This window comes from Caballeronia sp. NK8 (genome assembly GCF_018408855.1).
Classification (GTDB): Bacteria; Pseudomonadota; Gammaproteobacteria; order Burkholderiales; family Burkholderiaceae; genus Caballeronia.
This window is the reverse complement of record NZ_AP024323.1, coordinates 819,026-833,156: the sequence shown is the minus strand read 5'-3', so window position 1 is coordinate 833,156 and position 14,131 is coordinate 819,026. Positions and strand designations below refer to the sequence as shown.

Below are 14,131 nucleotides of genomic sequence, written 5' to 3'. Positions count from 1 at the left end.
CGCGTCTACGCGTTCACATCGACGATCACGCGCCCCTTGATTTCGCCGCGCAGCAGACGCGCGGCGGCTTCGGGCGCATCGGCGAGCGCGATGGTCGTCGCGACGCTTTCGATGGTCGCGACCGGCACTTCGTCCGCGATCGCCTGCCACGCCGCGATACGCCGCTCGCGCGGCACGTAGACGCTGTCCACGCCCAGCAACGCGACGCCGCGCAGGATGAACGGCGCGACCGTGGCGGGCAGATCCATGCCTTGCGCGAGGCCGCACGCGGCCACCGCGCCGCCGTAGCGCAGGCTCGCGCAGACATTGGCGAGCGTGTGGCTGCCGACGCAATCGACCGCCGCCGCCCAGCGTTCCTTCTGCAGCGGCTTGCCCGGCTCGGACAGCGTCGCGCGCTCGACGATGTCCGCCGCGCCCAGCGCGCGCAGCCGCGCGGCTTCCTCGGGGCGACCGGTCGACGCAATCACGCGATAGCCGCGCTTTGCCAGAATCGCGACCGCGAAGCTGCCGACGCCGCCGTTCGCGCCTGTCACGAGGACGTCGCCGTCTGTTGCCGCGACGCCGTGTTTTTCCAGCGCCTGTACGCACAACATCGCCGTATAGCCCGCCGTACCGACGGCCATCGCCTGGCGTGTCGTGATGTTCGCGGGCAGCGCGATCAGATGGTCGCCCGGCACGCGCGCCTTCTGCGCGAGCCCGCCCCAATGCGTTTCGCCCGCGCCCCAGCCGTTCAGCACGACCTTGTCGCCGGGCTGGTAATCCGGGTGCGAACTCGTTTCGACGACGCCCGCGAAGTCGATGCCCGGCACCATCGGCCACTTGCGCACGACCGGGCTCTTGCCCGTGATCGCGAGCCCGTCCTTGTAGTTGAGCGTCGAGAAGTCGACGCGCACGAGCACGTCGCCATCGCCGGGTGAGGCGAGCCGGGATTCGTCGATCGACTGAATGGACGCGACGGTGCGATCGTCCTGTTGGTCGAGCATGAGGGCGTTGAACATCGCGTGCTCCCGGGCGGTAAGGATGAAAAAGGGCGGCGCGCGGCCGCCCTGGTTTATGTCGGATGACGCATCAATGATGCTCGAATTCCGCGCGCGGCTTGGGCGTCGCCTTCACCTTGTTGTACTGGAACTCGGGCAGCGCCTTGATGGCGTCCTTGGTCGCGCCCGCGAGCACGAACTTGCCGTCCTTCACATCCAGTTGCTCGATTGGAATCGCGACATCGTGACGCGCGACGCCCAGAAACTTGTTCGCCGCGATGATCGCGAACGAAACTGACTTGTCGGGCGCGACGATGATGTCGTTGATCACGCCGACGCGCTCTCCCTGTTCGTTCACGACAGGCTTGTTGAGGACGGATTTCTTGACGCTCCAGCCGTCGATGATGGCGGTCGAGACTTCGACCGTCACCCCGAGCGGCTGCGCGCCCGCGACCTGGGCGTAGGATGCCGTGGAAGTCAGGCCGAGTGCCGACGATGCAACGAGCAGTGCCACGAGCTTCGATTTCATTCTTGGTTTCCTCAAAGGATGGGCAGACTGTTTCAATGGACGTGCGCGATTCAAGCTTCCAGCGCGGTAGAAGTTTGAACGTTAATCGGTTTCTTTGCAGGAGCGGTGAAAGCTTGCGCCGCGCGCACTATAAAAGTGCGAACGTGCGGCGCGCGGCGAAGTTGAATTCGATACTGAATTCAGTGAGATAGACGCGTGAGCGCATCGGCCTTGTGCACGGCGCGTTTGCCGCTCTTGTCGCTTTCGACTTCGTAGTGCGGATCGTCGCGCGACGCGTTGACGGTGTGTCCGTCGAGCGTCATGCGCTCGGTGACGATCCGCACGATATGTCCCGTCGTCTCGCCTTGCGGCGTGTTCCAGCGGACGTGATCGCGCAGCTTGAATGGTTTGCTCATGGCGTTCGGCTCCCGTGACATATCGATCACCGGGAAGCGCAACCGTCATGCCCGTCAGCGCAGGCGCGCGAGCGTCGCGTCGTCGGGCCGGCCTGCGAAGTAGTGGCGCAGCGCGTCGAGGAAGACGTCCGGCGTATCGGCGATATGCGCGAAGAGCGTCATCGACGAATGGAATTTCATGTCGTCCGGATAGCCGAAGATCTCGCCGACACTGCGCCCCTCCAAGCCATCGACGATGCGCGTCAGCTCGACGAGCCGTGCGCCCAGCACCGGATGCACCAGATAGGCCCGCGCTTCGTCGAGCGATGAAATCGCGTAGTGCTGCGCCATCGCGCTGTGCCCGAGACCGGCGATCTGCGGGAACACGAACCACATCCAGTGGGTGCGCTTGCGGCCGGCGCGAAGTTCGGCGCGCACCTCGTCGATGACGCTTTTCTGTGCGTCGACGAAGCGCTGAAGGTCGTAGGGATCGCTCATGGTTTGCTCCTTACGCGACCGCGTCGGCGATGCGTTGTCTCATCGCCGCATCCGGATAGACGCCGATGCCCGCGCGCGCGTTGTCGATCATGTATTCGGGCCGCCCCGTGCCAGGGATCACGCAGGTCACGGCCGGGTTGCCCAACACGAACTTGAGCAGAAGCTGTGCCCATGTCGTGCAGCCTAACTCCCCCGCGAACGCGGGCACCGGGCGATTGCGCAGGCTCGCGAGCAGCGAGCCGCCGCCGAACGGCTGGTTCACGATGACCGCGACGCCGCGTTCGGCGGCGAGCGGCAGAAGGCGCGCTTCGGCATCGCGATCGTTGGCGGCATAGTTCATCTGCACGAAATCGACGCGCTCGGAACGCAGCACCGCTTCGACCTGAGGAAACGCGCTCGACGTGTAATGCGTCACGCCGATGTAGCGCACTTTGCCGGCGGCTTTCCAGTCGCGCAGGGTGGCGAGCTGCGTGCGCCAGTCGAGCAGGTTGTGAATCTGCATCAGGTCGATGCGACCGGTCTGCCACAGGCGCATCGACTGCTCCATTTGCGCGATGCCGGCGGCGCGGCCATCGGTCCAGACCTTGGTGGCGATGAACGCCTTGTCGCGCGTATGCGATGCGGCGAGCAGCGCGCCCGCCACCGCTTCCGACGAGCCGTACATCGGCGATGAATCGATCACCGAGCCGCCCGCGGCGAACAGCACGCGCAGGACTTCGGCGAGCTCGCGGCGGCGCGTGGGGTCATCGTCGACATCGAAGGTGCGCCAGGTGCCGCAGCCGACGACGGGCAAGGGCTCGTTCGTCGAGGGAATGGGGCGTTTGTGCATGGCTTGCGAGGGCGGTTCGGCGGCTTGCGCGGCCTGCGTGGCGAGCGCGGCTGCGGCGAGGCGGAGGAAGTCGCGGCGGGTGATCATGGGCGGTGCGGGCGAAAGGCCATTTGTCAGCTCCTCGAAGCGTAACCGTCGGTTAGATTCTTTCTCTCCCCGAAATGCACGATGACGCAAAGTCCCTTTCTACGTCCGGGCAACTGCGTCTACCTTGAAGTTACGCTTTTTTGCGTTTTCGGACGCAGTGAGGAAGTAGCATATCCAGCCTTCGCCCAGACCTCTCAGACAACCACCATCCGTCATGGCCCAGCCAAATGATCTGCAAAACATGCCGCCACTGGAACTGATGCGCGCGCTCCGGCTGGCCGGCCGCGCAGGCGAGGCCCGGGCCCTTGGGAAACGATTGTCCGCGTCCGAAGATCCCGGCTGCTGGATCGGCCAGCTTGGCATCGACCTGAGCTTTGCCGGTCTGCACGCCGAAGCGGAGAAGCATCTGAAACGCGCGCTGGCGGACGAGTCGATGAATAACCTCGATCGCTACATCCTCTCCGAAGAACTCGCGATCGTGCAATTCATCCTCGGCAAGTTTCACGAAGCGAACGAGCGATACCGCGTGATCCGCGGCCCGGCGCACGCTGACGCGTTCCACCAACTCATTCTGGCAAGTCATTCCGCTTGGCGGGCCGCACTGTTGCAAAAGCTCCTCGGCATGGACGAACCCGTCGCGGGCAAGCGCATATTCATCGCTTGCGAAGGCGGTTTCGGCGACTTCGTGCAGTTCTCGCGCTACGTCGATGTCCTGCTTCGCGAAGGCGCGCGTGAGGTGGTCCTGGAGCAGTTCCCGGGATGGAACGAGATCGTCCGCCAGAGCGACGCTGTGACGCTGTCGATGGCGACGGAGGAGCAGCGCAATGCCGAACTCGAGCGCTGCGATCGCGTCACTTTCGGCTTCAGTCTTTACGCGCGATATCAACGCTCGCCGTACTTTCCTGCGGAGAATCCGGGCGCGCGCATCGCCATCGATCCGGCCAAAACCTTGTCCGACGCGGCGAGCGCGCTGCTGAACGCCGACACCCGGCGTCCGAAAATCGGTCTCGTCTGGACGAGCGCGAGCGGCGTGCGTCACGAGCCGTATCGGTCGATTTCGCTGGAGCGGCTGGAACCGGTGCTTGCCCATCGTGCGTGCCGCTTCTATTCGTTGCAGGTCGGCGAAATCAGCGAAGACACACGCGCCGTCATGCAACGCCACGACGTCATCGACATGGCGCCGCAGCTTTCGACCTTCGGCGACACCGCCCGCGTGCTCGAGCAGCTCGATCTGCTCATCACTATCGACACGGGCACCGCGCATCTCGCCGGCGCGCTGAATCGCCCGGTGTGGTTGCTGTTGTCGCAGGCTTGCGATTCACGCTGGCTCGATTGCCAGCGCTTCACGCCGTGGTATCCGTCGATGCGTCTGTACCGTCAGACCGAACTCGGCGACTGGACGCAGCCGCTCGCCGACCTCAGCGCCGATCTCGCCGCGCTCACGCCCGCCGAAAACCCCTGAAGCGTTCGCGCTGATGTTCCTCGTCGAAGTGCTTGCGCGCGGGCTTCACGAGATCACTGCGCGACACGATGCCGACGAGCCGCAGCGATTGCCTGTCTGCGACCACCGGCAGGCGCTCCAGTTCATGCACGGCCAGGCGCGTCGCGGCGAGCCGGCACGGTTCGCCCGGCAGCGCGAAGACCGGCGCGTCCGGCCGGAGCCGCTGCAATGCCTCACCGACCGCCACGTTCGCCTCGCGCTCCATTAACGTCCCCAGCATCGCCCGATCCAGCACGCCGACGAGCACGCCGTCACGCACCACCGGATACGCCCGATGCGCCTGATGCGGCCCGAACTGCCGCGTGAGGACGTCGGTCAGAGGCGTGGCGGCGTCGATCGTCAGCACGTCGCGCGTCATGACTTCATCGACATGATGACGCTCCAGCGGGTCCACGCCGTATTCGCGATAGATGTGATACCCGCGCCGCGCGATCTTCTCCGTCATGATCGAGCGCTTCATCACGACGGTCGCGAAGCCATGCGCGACGAGCGTCGCGGCGAGCAGCGGCAACAGCGCGTTCGCATCGTGCGTGAGACCGAACGCGAAGACGATCGCGGTGAGCGGCGCACCGAGCGTCGCGCCGAGCGTCGCGGCCATGCACACGAGCGGCCAGAGCGCGGCATCGTGGCCCGGCAGGATCGCGCCGAGCGCGGTGCCGAGGCCCGCGCCGAGCATCAGTAGCGGCGCGAGCACGCCGCCCGAGGTGCCGGAGGCGAGCGCGACGACCCAGATCACCGCCTTCACGGCGAGAATCGACAGCGCCACCTGAATCGCGATGTGCTGATGCAGCAGATCGCCGATCACGTCATAGCCCACACCGAGCGCGCGCGGCTCGATATACCCGCCGATGCCGACGACCACCGCGCCGAGCGCCGGCCACCACATCCAGTGGATCGGCAGCTTGCCGAACAGATCCTCCAGCTTGTAGAGCGCCGCCGACAAGCCCGACGCCAGCGCGCCCGACAGCAGCCCGGCGACGAGGCACGACAGCAGCGAAATCATCTGCGGCGGCTGCGTTTCGAGCGGAAACAGCGCGCCCGTGCCGAACACCGCCGCGCGCGCGAAACCCGCGACCGCGCACGCGAGCGCCACCGGCAGGAAACTGCGCGGCCGCCATTCGAACAGCAGCAGTTCCACCGCCAGCAGCACCGCCGCGACCGGCGTGCCGAACACGGCGGTCATGCCCGCCGCCGCGCCCGCGACGAGCAGCGTCTTGCGCTCGGCGGCCGTCACGTCGATGCACTGCGCGATCAGCGAGCCGAGCGCGCCGCCGGTCATGATGATCGGGCCTTCGGCGCCGAACGGCCCGCCGCTGCCGATCACGATGCCCGACGACAGCGGCTTGAGAATCGCCACCTTCGGCGACATGCGGCTCTTGCCGAACAGGATCGCCTCGATCGCCTCGGGAATGCCGTGGCCGCGAATCTTTTCCGAGCCGAAACGCGCCATCAACCCGACGATCAGGCCGCCGATCACCGGAATCACGATGACCCAGGCCCCGAGCGTGTTGAGCGCGGGCGAGCGGTCCTCGATGGAGAACGTGCCGAAGAAGAACAGGTTCGTGAAGAGATGGATGAGCCCGAGAAGCACGACGGCCGCCAGCGTGCTGACCCCGCCGATGATGGCGGCGAGCCCGCATATCTTCAGCAGCCGGTCGTTGACCGAAAAGTCGCGTTTGTGATGGTCCATGGTCAGTGCTCCCGGAAATTCAAAGATCGATTTGCGGCACGCGGAACGCCCCTTCGAGCGACTTCAGCTCCGCGCGATGCAGCGCAGCGAGGCGTTCGAGGACGTCCTCGCCGCGCGGTTCGAGATGCACCCGCACCTGGCGTCGATCGTCTTCGCTCGGCGCGCGGCGCACGAGCCCGGCCGTCTCGCAGCGCGTGACCAGCGCCACGACGCCGTGGTGATGCGATTGCAGCCGCTCGGCCAGCTCGCCGACCGTCGCCCAGTCGCGGCCCGGATAGCCCTTGATGTGCAGCAGCAGCAGGTATTGCAGCGGCGTGATGCCTTCGTCCTGCGCGGCGCGCTCGGAGAAGCGCTCGAAGCGCCGCATCTGATAACGGAATTCGGACAACTGCTCGAAGTCCGGCTTGTTGAGCGTGCGCGGGTGGTTCATCGGATGTCGTGAGGGGCGACGCGGATCAGGCGCTTTTGCGCTCGCCCGCGAACGATTGTCGATACAGGCCTGAAATCAGATCGGTCTCGGTGATCATGCCCGCGAGCTGATCGTGCGGGCCGATCACCGGAATATGGTGGTGCCCGAAGTGCGCGAACATCGGCACCAGTTCGGCGATGGCGGTGTCCGTCTTCACGGAGCAGACGTCGGTCGTCATCAGTGCGGCGACGAGCGGCGGTGCGTCCGACGGGCCGCGCATCAGCCGCTCGATCGCGTGCTTCATGCCCTCGGCGAAGCCGCCGCGGCGCACCGGCGCGAGGTCCGCGCGCGTGACGATGCCGCATACGCGGTGCGTCGCGTCGATCACCGGCAGCGCCTTCACCTGATGCCGGTCGAGGAGCGCGAGCGCCGCCCGCGCACTGGTCTGCGGCGTCACCGAGACGACCGTGCGCGACATGATGTCCGCGCAGGTGAACTCCGTGAAGCGGCGCGCGTAGGCCTGCAACTGCGTTTCGCGCAGCAGCGCTTCGAGATCGTCGGGATCGACGTCGAGCATTTCGCTGCGGCGCGCGAGCACCGCTTCGAGATCGGCGCGCGTGAACGATGCGGCGTCGGGCGGCGCGGCGGCGGGCTTCGGCGCGGCGTGGCCGTGCGGATAGCGATGGCCAGTGAGCGAGTGAAACACGACCGCCGACGAAAGCAGCGCCAAGGACTGGATCGCCACTGGCGCGAGCACGAAACCGTAGCCGAGCGCGTGGATCGACGGTCCGCCGAGCACGGCCGTCAGCGCGACCGCGCCGGACGGCGGGTGCACGCAGCGCAGCGCGAACATCGCGCAGATCGCGAGGCAGGCGGCGAGCGCGGCGGCATCGACGGGATCGTGGACGAACATCGCGCAGGTGACGCCGACCGCCGCCGACACGATGTTGCCGCCGATGATCGACCACGGCTGCGCCAGCGGGCTCGCGGGCACCGCGAAGAGCAGCACGGCGGAAGCGCCCATCGGCGCGATGAGAAACGGTATGGCCGCGGCATCGCCGACGAGCAGATGCGCGACCCCGCCCGTCAGCGCAATGCCGATCAGCGCGCCGAGACCCGCGCGCAGACGTTCCACCCAGCGCAGGTTGACGGGAGCGGGAAGAAAGCCATGCAGCCAGCGAAGCAATGCGTTACGCGACACTTTTCGGCGTTCCGGTGGAGTCTGTGGAGGATCACACTGGCTGGCCGGATCGGTGGCGCGGGCGCAAGCGTGCGTCAATCTCAAAATTGTATCGCAATATGATACAAATTGTCGCGTGCTTCGTCGAGTCGCGGCGGGACGGCCGTGCGCGGCGGCGACGTCCTCCTGTACGATGAGCTTTCACTCATGCGGCGCGGACACTTCGACATGGCACGTCGCTCCATCTCCCGTCTGGCGTGCGTCGTCGTCGGCGCGTGCGTGTGGTCGCGCGCCGTCGCGGCGCCGGACGACGATCCGTCGACTGTCGTCAGCGACGTCCACGAATTCGTCGTGGCGGCCGACGGCTCGCTCACCGAAGACGACATCGCCGTGCTGCGCGCCAACACCGCCGCGGGCGTCGATGAAATCGCACAGCGCTATGTCTGGTATGACAGGAGCGTGTCGCAGGTGGATATCGTCGAGGCTTTTACCGTCGATGCGAACGGCGTGCGCCACGATGTCTCCGCGGACCAGATCCGCGACATTCAGGAGCCGCGCTCGGCGGGCGCGCCGACCTTTCAGGACGCCAAACTGCGCGCGGTGATCTTTCCGGCGGTGGGCGCCGGATCGACCGTGCATCTGCGCTTTCGCAAGAGCCAGGCGGCGGCGGTGATTCCGGGACAGTTCAACTATTTCGTCGATCCGGGGCAGCGGCCGGTGTTGCAGCAGCGGCTCGTGTTCGATCTGCCGGCCGACAAACCGCTCTATGCCGACGCGCGCGGCTATGTCGCCGAACCGCCCGTGACGGAGAACGGGCGCACGCGCTACGCGTTCGTGTACCGGCGCGAGCGGATCGCGCGCATCGAAGGCGGCTCGGTCGGTTACGCGCAGTACGGCGATCGCCTGATGGTCACGACCTTCGCCGATTACGCGAGCTTCGCGAAAAGTTACCGCGACGCCGCCACCGATCCGGGCGCGAGCGATCCCGCGATTCGCGCGCTCGCGCAGTCGCTCACCCGACACGACGCCGACGACCGCGCGAAAGCCAGAACGCTGTACGACTGGGTGCGCCATACGATCCGCTATGTCGCGATGTTCATCGGGCAGAGTCCGGCGGTGCCGCATCGCGTGACGGACGTGCTCGCGAACCGCTACGGCGACTGCAAGGATCACGTCGCGCTGTACGGCGCGCTGCTCGATGCCGTCGGCATCCGCAACGAGCCCGCGCTGATCGGCCTGGGCTCGGTCTATACGCTGCCGTCGGTGCCGGGCTACGGGTCGGGCGCGATCAATCACGTCATCACCTGGCTGCCGGATCTGAACACGTATGCGGACAGCACGGCGGCGAGCGTCGAGTTCGGCTTTCTGCCGCTCGCGGACATGGACCGGCCCGCGCTGCGCGTGGCGAGCGGCACGCTCGCGCGCACGCCCGCGACGCAGCCGCTCGCGCGCACGGCGCGCCTGCAGATCGAGGTCGCGCCGCAAGGCGAGGCGCACTTTGCCTACTGGGTCGAGGATGCGGGCTGGAGCGCGGAAATCGAGCGGATGATGCTGCGGGCCGCGAACGGGCAGCGGCGCGACCAGATCGCGGCGGACCGGCTGCGCTTCACGAATCTGCGCGGCGCGGGCGCGCTGACCACGAGCGATGTCGATGCGACCGGCGGTCCGTTCGCGACCACCTTGCGCGGCACGCTCGACGACATCGTCTGGCCGACGGGCACGACCGCGCTGCCCGCGTTGACGAGCCTGTCGGGCGGCATCGCGACGCAGACGCGCAACTGGCTCGCCGAGCGCACGCGCACGCAGCCGTATCTGTGCATCGGCGGCGCGTTCGACGAGGTGTCGCAGATCACGCTGCCAAAGGCGATGCGCGTGGCCGAAGTCCCGGACGATGTCGACCTGACGAGCGGGTTCTTTCGCTATCGCGCGCGCTATCTGTTCGATCCGTCGACCAATGTCATCCAGATTTCGCGCACGCTGGATGCGCGCTTCGGCAAGCAGGTCTGCACACCCGACGACTTCCGGGCGGCGTCGGCCGCGCTGAAGACGATCGAGCGCGACACGCAGGCGCAGATCATCGTGAAGGCGGCCGGCCGCTAGCGGCTCACTCCAGATCGCGCGCGACCCGGAAACCGTTCTGCGATTGCCGCACGCTCGAACTGTATTTGAAGCGCGTCGCCGATTGCATGTAGGCCGCGCCTTCGCGCCACGAGCCGCCGCGAATCACGCGCACGGAGCACGAGGGATCGTCCCACGCGCGGCCATCGGCGGGCGCATTCTTGTACGAGCTGTGCCAGCAGTCGGCGACCCATTCCCACACGCTGCCGTTCATGTCGTAAAGACCGTACGGATTCGCCGCGAACGACCCGACCGGCGTCGGCGCTTCGGGCTTGTACGGATCGCCGCAGTCCTTGCAGTCCGCCGTGCCTTTTTTCATCTGGTCGCCCCACCAGTAGGTCGACTGCGTGCCGCCGCGCGCGGCATATTCCCATTCCGCTTCCGTAGGCAGCCGATACGCCTTGCCGCCCATCTTGCTCAGCCATTTGACGTAGACCTGCGCGTCGTCCCAGCTCACGTTGCGCATCGGCGCATTGGCGGGCGGGGCCGTGTCGCCTTCCGGCGCGATGCGTGTGCAGGCGCCCGCATCGACGCACGCGTTCCATTGCTCGAAGGTCACCTCGTATTTGCCGATGGCGAACGGATGCCCGATCGACACGCGATGCGGCGGCTTCTCGGCGGGATCGTCGTTGTTGCTGCCCATCGTGAAGCTGCCGGGCGAAAGCGGAATCAGCACGGGACACGACGGGCAATCCTTCAGTTCGCCGCCGCTCGCGGTTTTCGCGGCGGGCTTCGCGGCTGCGGCGGCCGGTGCCGCAGGCGCGGCGGCGGCGGGCGCGGCCGGTGTGCTCGGGCGCGGTTTGTCCGGTGCTGCGGCGGTGGCTGGCGGCGGCTTCGGCGTCGGTGCGGCAGGCGTGGCCGTCGCCGCGGGCGGTGCCGATGGCGCCGATGCGGCCGGCTTGGCGGTCGCCGCTCCCGACGCGCGCAGGCGCTCGATGCGCGCCTTGGCGAGCGCCGCGAAACGGCCGTTCGGATAGGACTTCAGATAAGCCTCGTAGTCGCTGGGGAAGGTGCTGTCCTTGATCGAATCCCAGAAGGTCAGTTCGTACTGCTCGTTGCTGTCTTTCGGAAGGATGCCGCGCGTGCGGATGGCGCTGGCGGATTCGGCCGGATCGATGGCGTTCACGTCCGTACCGGCGATGTGCATGCGCGCCGATGCATCGGCGATCGCGAAGTCTGTATCGAGCGTCGATGCGAGCCACGGCCGCTGCGCGCCACGCGATGTCGCCGCGACATCGGATGCGGCGGTGGCGAAGGCCGCGGATGTCAGCGGCGAGCCTGCGTCGAGCGCGCGCAAAAGCGCCGCCGTGTAGCGCCCGTTGCGCTCGCCTTCGGTGGCGGCATCGCCCGGCGCGGCCGCATACGCGACGAGCGTGTGCGGCGGCAGCGGCCACGCCCGCATGCTCGTTTTCCCGAACGGATCGGTGAGGCACATATCCAGCACGACGATATTCGCCGCGCCGGGCCGCGCGCGCGTCATCCGTTCGACGATCTCTTTCGCGGAAAGCGCGTCGCGCACGAGCGTCACGGGCTCGCGTTCGCGTGCGTCGAGCGGCACGAGCAGCGCGTCGCCGCCCGCCTGTACGCCGTGACCGGCGAAATAGACGAGCGCCGTATCGTGCGGGCCCAGACGCGCCGTGAACGCATCGAGCGTTTGACGCATCGCGGCTTCATCGAGATTCGTGCGGCGGGTGACGTCGAAACCGAGCGAGGCGAGCGCCGCGCTCATGTCATCGGCATCGCGCGATGCGCTTCTGAGGGGATGCTCGGCGTAATCAGCATTGCCGATCACGAGCGCGCGATGTTTCGGCGCTTGCGCGGCCGGCGAGGCAAAAGACGCAATTGAAGAGGGCGCCGCGCTCGCTGGCGCAAACACGCCGCCGATCGTCATGAACACGCCCGCGATGAGTAGAGTTCGCCACATATTCACACCCTGTCCGTCCGGCTTTGAGTGGAGGGCATAGCGGCGCATTCGCGCTGGTATGCCGAGGCTTGCTTCGGGCGAGGTCCGCGCCCTCGTGAATCAGCACCAACAACGATAGCACGCGCTCGCGCGCAGCCTGAATCCCCTGAAAGAAGGGGTTCGTCATGAGGGACGAACGACCCTCCTGTGTACGTATCTTTTTTAAACGTTACGTCCTAATCTAAAAGCCGAAGACGATGCATCACGCGATACATCCCGCTCCGGGCACGAGCGTTCGCGCGTTTCGAGGCGCAATTTCGCTGGCCCATCCGCGAGCCCTTTCAACGAGAGAGGCGTGCATAACATGCTGAGAAGAACCGTGCTTGGCGCGCTGGCTTCCCTGGCCGCACTGGCCGCCGATTCGTCGTTCTCCGCCGCGCGTGCACGCACGCCCGCGCCGCCGAACGCCGAGGCGTACATCATCTGGCCGCCCGACGGCGCCGTGATTTCCGGCGGCAAGCTGTGGGTTCGCATGGGCTTGCGCAACATGGGCATCTGTCCAAAGGGCGTCGATCTGCCGAACGTGGGGCATCACCATCTTCTGATCGACGTGGACCTGCCGCCGCTCGATCAGGAGATTCCGTCCGATCGCAATCATCTGCACTACGGCGCGGGCGAAACCGATGCGCGGCTCGAACTGCCGCCGGGCAAACACACGCTGCAGTTGCTGTTGGGCGACTACAACCACGTTCCGCACGATCCGCCGGTCTATTCGAAGAAGATCACGATCACTGTGAAATGAGCCGTGAAATGACTCGCGAAACCCGCGCATTTGCCGAGGGCATACGACATGAAGAATCGATCCGCTGACGCGCTCGCGCTCTCGCGTTCGCTCCTCGTCGCCGCCGCGCTGGCGACGGCGTGCGTCGCGCCTTGCGCGTTCGCCGGGCCGACGCCCGCGCCCGCCAACGCTTACGCCTATATCGGCTATCCGAACGATGGCCAGACCCTGCCTGCGGGCAAGCCGTTCAAGGTCTGGTTCGGGCTGCGCTACATGGGCGTCGCGCCGCGCGGGGTGAAGTTTCCGAACACGGGGCATCATCATTTGTTGATCGACGTGGACCTGCCGCCGATGGATCAGGAGATTCCATCGGATCGCAATCACCTGCACTACGGCGCCGGCGAAACCGAAACGATGCTCGAACTGCCGCCGGGCAAGCACACGATTCAGCTTCTGATGGGCGACGACAAGCACATACCGCATAACCCGCCGGTGTATTCCAGGAAGATCACGATTTACGTCAAGTGAGTTCGGGCGCTGCTGGAGCAGGCCGAGCGGCGCCTTTCCCGGTTTCCTTCATCGACTTCGATTCCGCGTGCGTAACGCGGAGGGAGACGTTCGTCTGCGCGTCGTCGGGAGATGTCGCAACGAAACCGACAGTCGGAGTCCGAAGTGTTGGTCGAGCGACATCACGATGGTTACGGCAAGAAATTTCAGGTACCGCCGAGAGCCGTATGCAGTAAGGGCGGACACGAAAAACAGCAGGTGCATGACGCGGTTGGCACACCCTATGCATTGAATGGTTGCAAGCAGACAAGTTGTCGAAGCCACCACCGAATGCGCAATGCGCACCCAAGGAGCACGGAAATGAAGACGCTGACCATCAAGGACCTTCCCGTCACCACCGAACTCGACCGCCGTGCGATGTCGGCCGTGCATGGAGGCAGTGCCGTGCTGTTCCCCGGCTTCATCTCGATGGACGGGGCGACGCTCTCGATGCCGTTCAACCCGCAGCAGATCATCAACCAGACGCAGACCACGTTCAACCAGAACGGCAGCAACATCGCGTTCGCCGAGGCGCTCAAGTCGCAATCCACGGTGGCGCCGAAGCAGGACGCGCGCAACATCGCCAACGTCAACTTCGGCTTGGCGGGCAATCTCGCATGAAGCGATCGGCGCGCGGAATGAATGGCGCGCCGACGCAGTAAAGCATCCATGCCGTCAGCAGTAAAAGCGGGGTACGGGGATCTCCGCT

General features: G+C 66.3%; 14 protein-coding genes. 5 read left to right on the top strand and 9 right to left on the bottom strand.

The annotated features are described in order from the left end of the window. Window positions 1–5 precede the first annotated feature (5 nt). The 5 genes from NK8_RS18515 to NK8_RS18495 all read right to left on the bottom strand — a co-directional run bounded on the left by NK8_RS18515 (window position 6) and on the right by NK8_RS18495 (window position 3,294). Entirely contained in the window at window positions 6–998 is a 993-nt protein-coding gene (locus NK8_RS18515) for an MDR family oxidoreductase (RefSeq protein ID WP_213228809.1), read from the bottom strand. Between the two features lie 70 nt (window positions 999–1,068). Beyond that, window positions 1,069–1,506, bottom strand: coding sequence for a PRC-barrel domain-containing protein (locus tag NK8_RS18510; protein WP_061174863.1), 438 nt, complete (start codon window positions 1,504–1,506; stop codon window positions 1,069–1,071). Window positions 1,507–1,685: 179 nt separating this feature from the next. Next, window positions 1,686–1,901, bottom strand: a complete 216-nt coding sequence (locus NK8_RS18505; RefSeq protein WP_213228806.1) for a DUF2945 domain-containing protein — start codon at window positions 1,899–1,901, stop codon at window positions 1,686–1,688. Window positions 1,902–1,955: 54 nt separating this feature from the next. After that, window positions 1,956–2,378: a DUF1810 domain-containing protein gene (locus NK8_RS18500; RefSeq protein ID WP_213228804.1), complete on the bottom strand. Its 423-nt coding sequence runs from the start codon at window positions 2,376–2,378 to the stop codon at window positions 1,956–1,958. 10 nt (window positions 2,379–2,388) lie between these two features. Beyond that, complete coding sequence (locus tag NK8_RS18495; protein WP_213228802.1) at window positions 2,389–3,294, bottom strand: aldo/keto reductase; 906 nt, start codon at window positions 3,292–3,294, stop codon at window positions 2,389–2,391. A 214-nt stretch (window positions 3,295–3,508) separates the two neighbouring features. On the opposite strand from NK8_RS18495, the gene NK8_RS18490 reads away from it, so the two are divergent. Further along, the gene (locus NK8_RS18490; RefSeq protein ID WP_213228800.1) at window positions 3,509–4,756 is read left to right on the top strand and encodes a glycosyltransferase family 9 protein; all 1,248 of its coding nucleotides are present in this window, start codon (window positions 3,509–3,511) and stop codon (window positions 4,754–4,756) included. On the opposite strand, the gene NK8_RS18485 is transcribed toward NK8_RS18490, so the two are convergent. The 3 genes from NK8_RS18485 to NK8_RS18475 are packed head-to-tail and all read right to left on the bottom strand — an operon-like array spanning window position 4,734 to window position 8,095. Further along, window positions 4,734–6,491 (bottom strand): chloride channel protein, encoded by a 1,758-nt coding sequence (locus NK8_RS18485; RefSeq protein ID WP_213230411.1) that lies wholly within the window; start codon window positions 6,489–6,491, stop codon window positions 4,734–4,736. The two genes, NK8_RS18490 and NK8_RS18485, sit on opposite strands and share 23 nt — an antisense overlap. Window positions 6,492–6,504: 13 nt before the next feature. After that, window positions 6,505–6,915 (bottom strand): MarR family winged helix-turn-helix transcriptional regulator, encoded by a 411-nt coding sequence (locus NK8_RS18480; RefSeq protein WP_162067539.1) that lies wholly within the window; start codon window positions 6,913–6,915, stop codon window positions 6,505–6,507. 25 nt (window positions 6,916–6,940) lie between these two features. Continuing rightward, window positions 6,941–8,095 carry an HPP family protein gene (locus tag NK8_RS18475; protein WP_213228798.1) on the bottom strand — a complete coding sequence of 385 codons (1,155 nt, stop codon included), beginning with the start codon at window positions 8,093–8,095 and terminating at the stop codon, window positions 6,941–6,943. Between the two features lie 207 nt (window positions 8,096–8,302). On the opposite strand from NK8_RS18475, the gene NK8_RS18470 reads away from it, so the two are divergent. Continuing rightward, window positions 8,303–10,174 (top strand): DUF3857 and transglutaminase domain-containing protein, encoded by a 1,872-nt coding sequence (locus tag NK8_RS18470; protein ID WP_225936267.1) that lies wholly within the window; start codon window positions 8,303–8,305, stop codon window positions 10,172–10,174. A 4-nt stretch (window positions 10,175–10,178) separates the two neighbouring features. Here NK8_RS18470 and NK8_RS18465 read toward each other — a convergent pair whose 3' ends face one another. Beyond that, window positions 10,179–12,116: an SUMF1/EgtB/PvdO family nonheme iron enzyme gene (locus NK8_RS18465; protein ID WP_213228794.1), complete on the bottom strand. Its 1,938-nt coding sequence runs from the start codon at window positions 12,114–12,116 to the stop codon at window positions 10,179–10,181. 343 nt (window positions 12,117–12,459) lie between these two features. Here NK8_RS18465 and NK8_RS18460 point away from each other — a divergent pair, with 343 nt between their 5' ends. The 3 genes from NK8_RS18460 to NK8_RS18450 all read left to right on the top strand — a co-directional run bounded on the left by NK8_RS18460 (window position 12,460) and on the right by NK8_RS18450 (window position 14,043). Continuing rightward, window positions 12,460–12,897, top strand: a complete 438-nt coding sequence (locus NK8_RS18460; protein WP_061174854.1) for a DUF4399 domain-containing protein — start codon at window positions 12,460–12,462, stop codon at window positions 12,895–12,897. Between the two features lie 48 nt (window positions 12,898–12,945). Beyond that, complete coding sequence (locus NK8_RS18455; protein WP_162067536.1) at window positions 12,946–13,404, top strand: DUF4399 domain-containing protein; 459 nt, start codon at window positions 12,946–12,948, stop codon at window positions 13,402–13,404. Window positions 13,405–13,743: 339 nt separating this feature from the next. Next, window positions 13,744–14,043, top strand: a complete 300-nt coding sequence (locus tag NK8_RS18450; RefSeq protein ID WP_061174852.1) for a hypothetical protein — start codon at window positions 13,744–13,746, stop codon at window positions 14,041–14,043. Window positions 14,044–14,131: the final 88 nt, after the last annotated feature.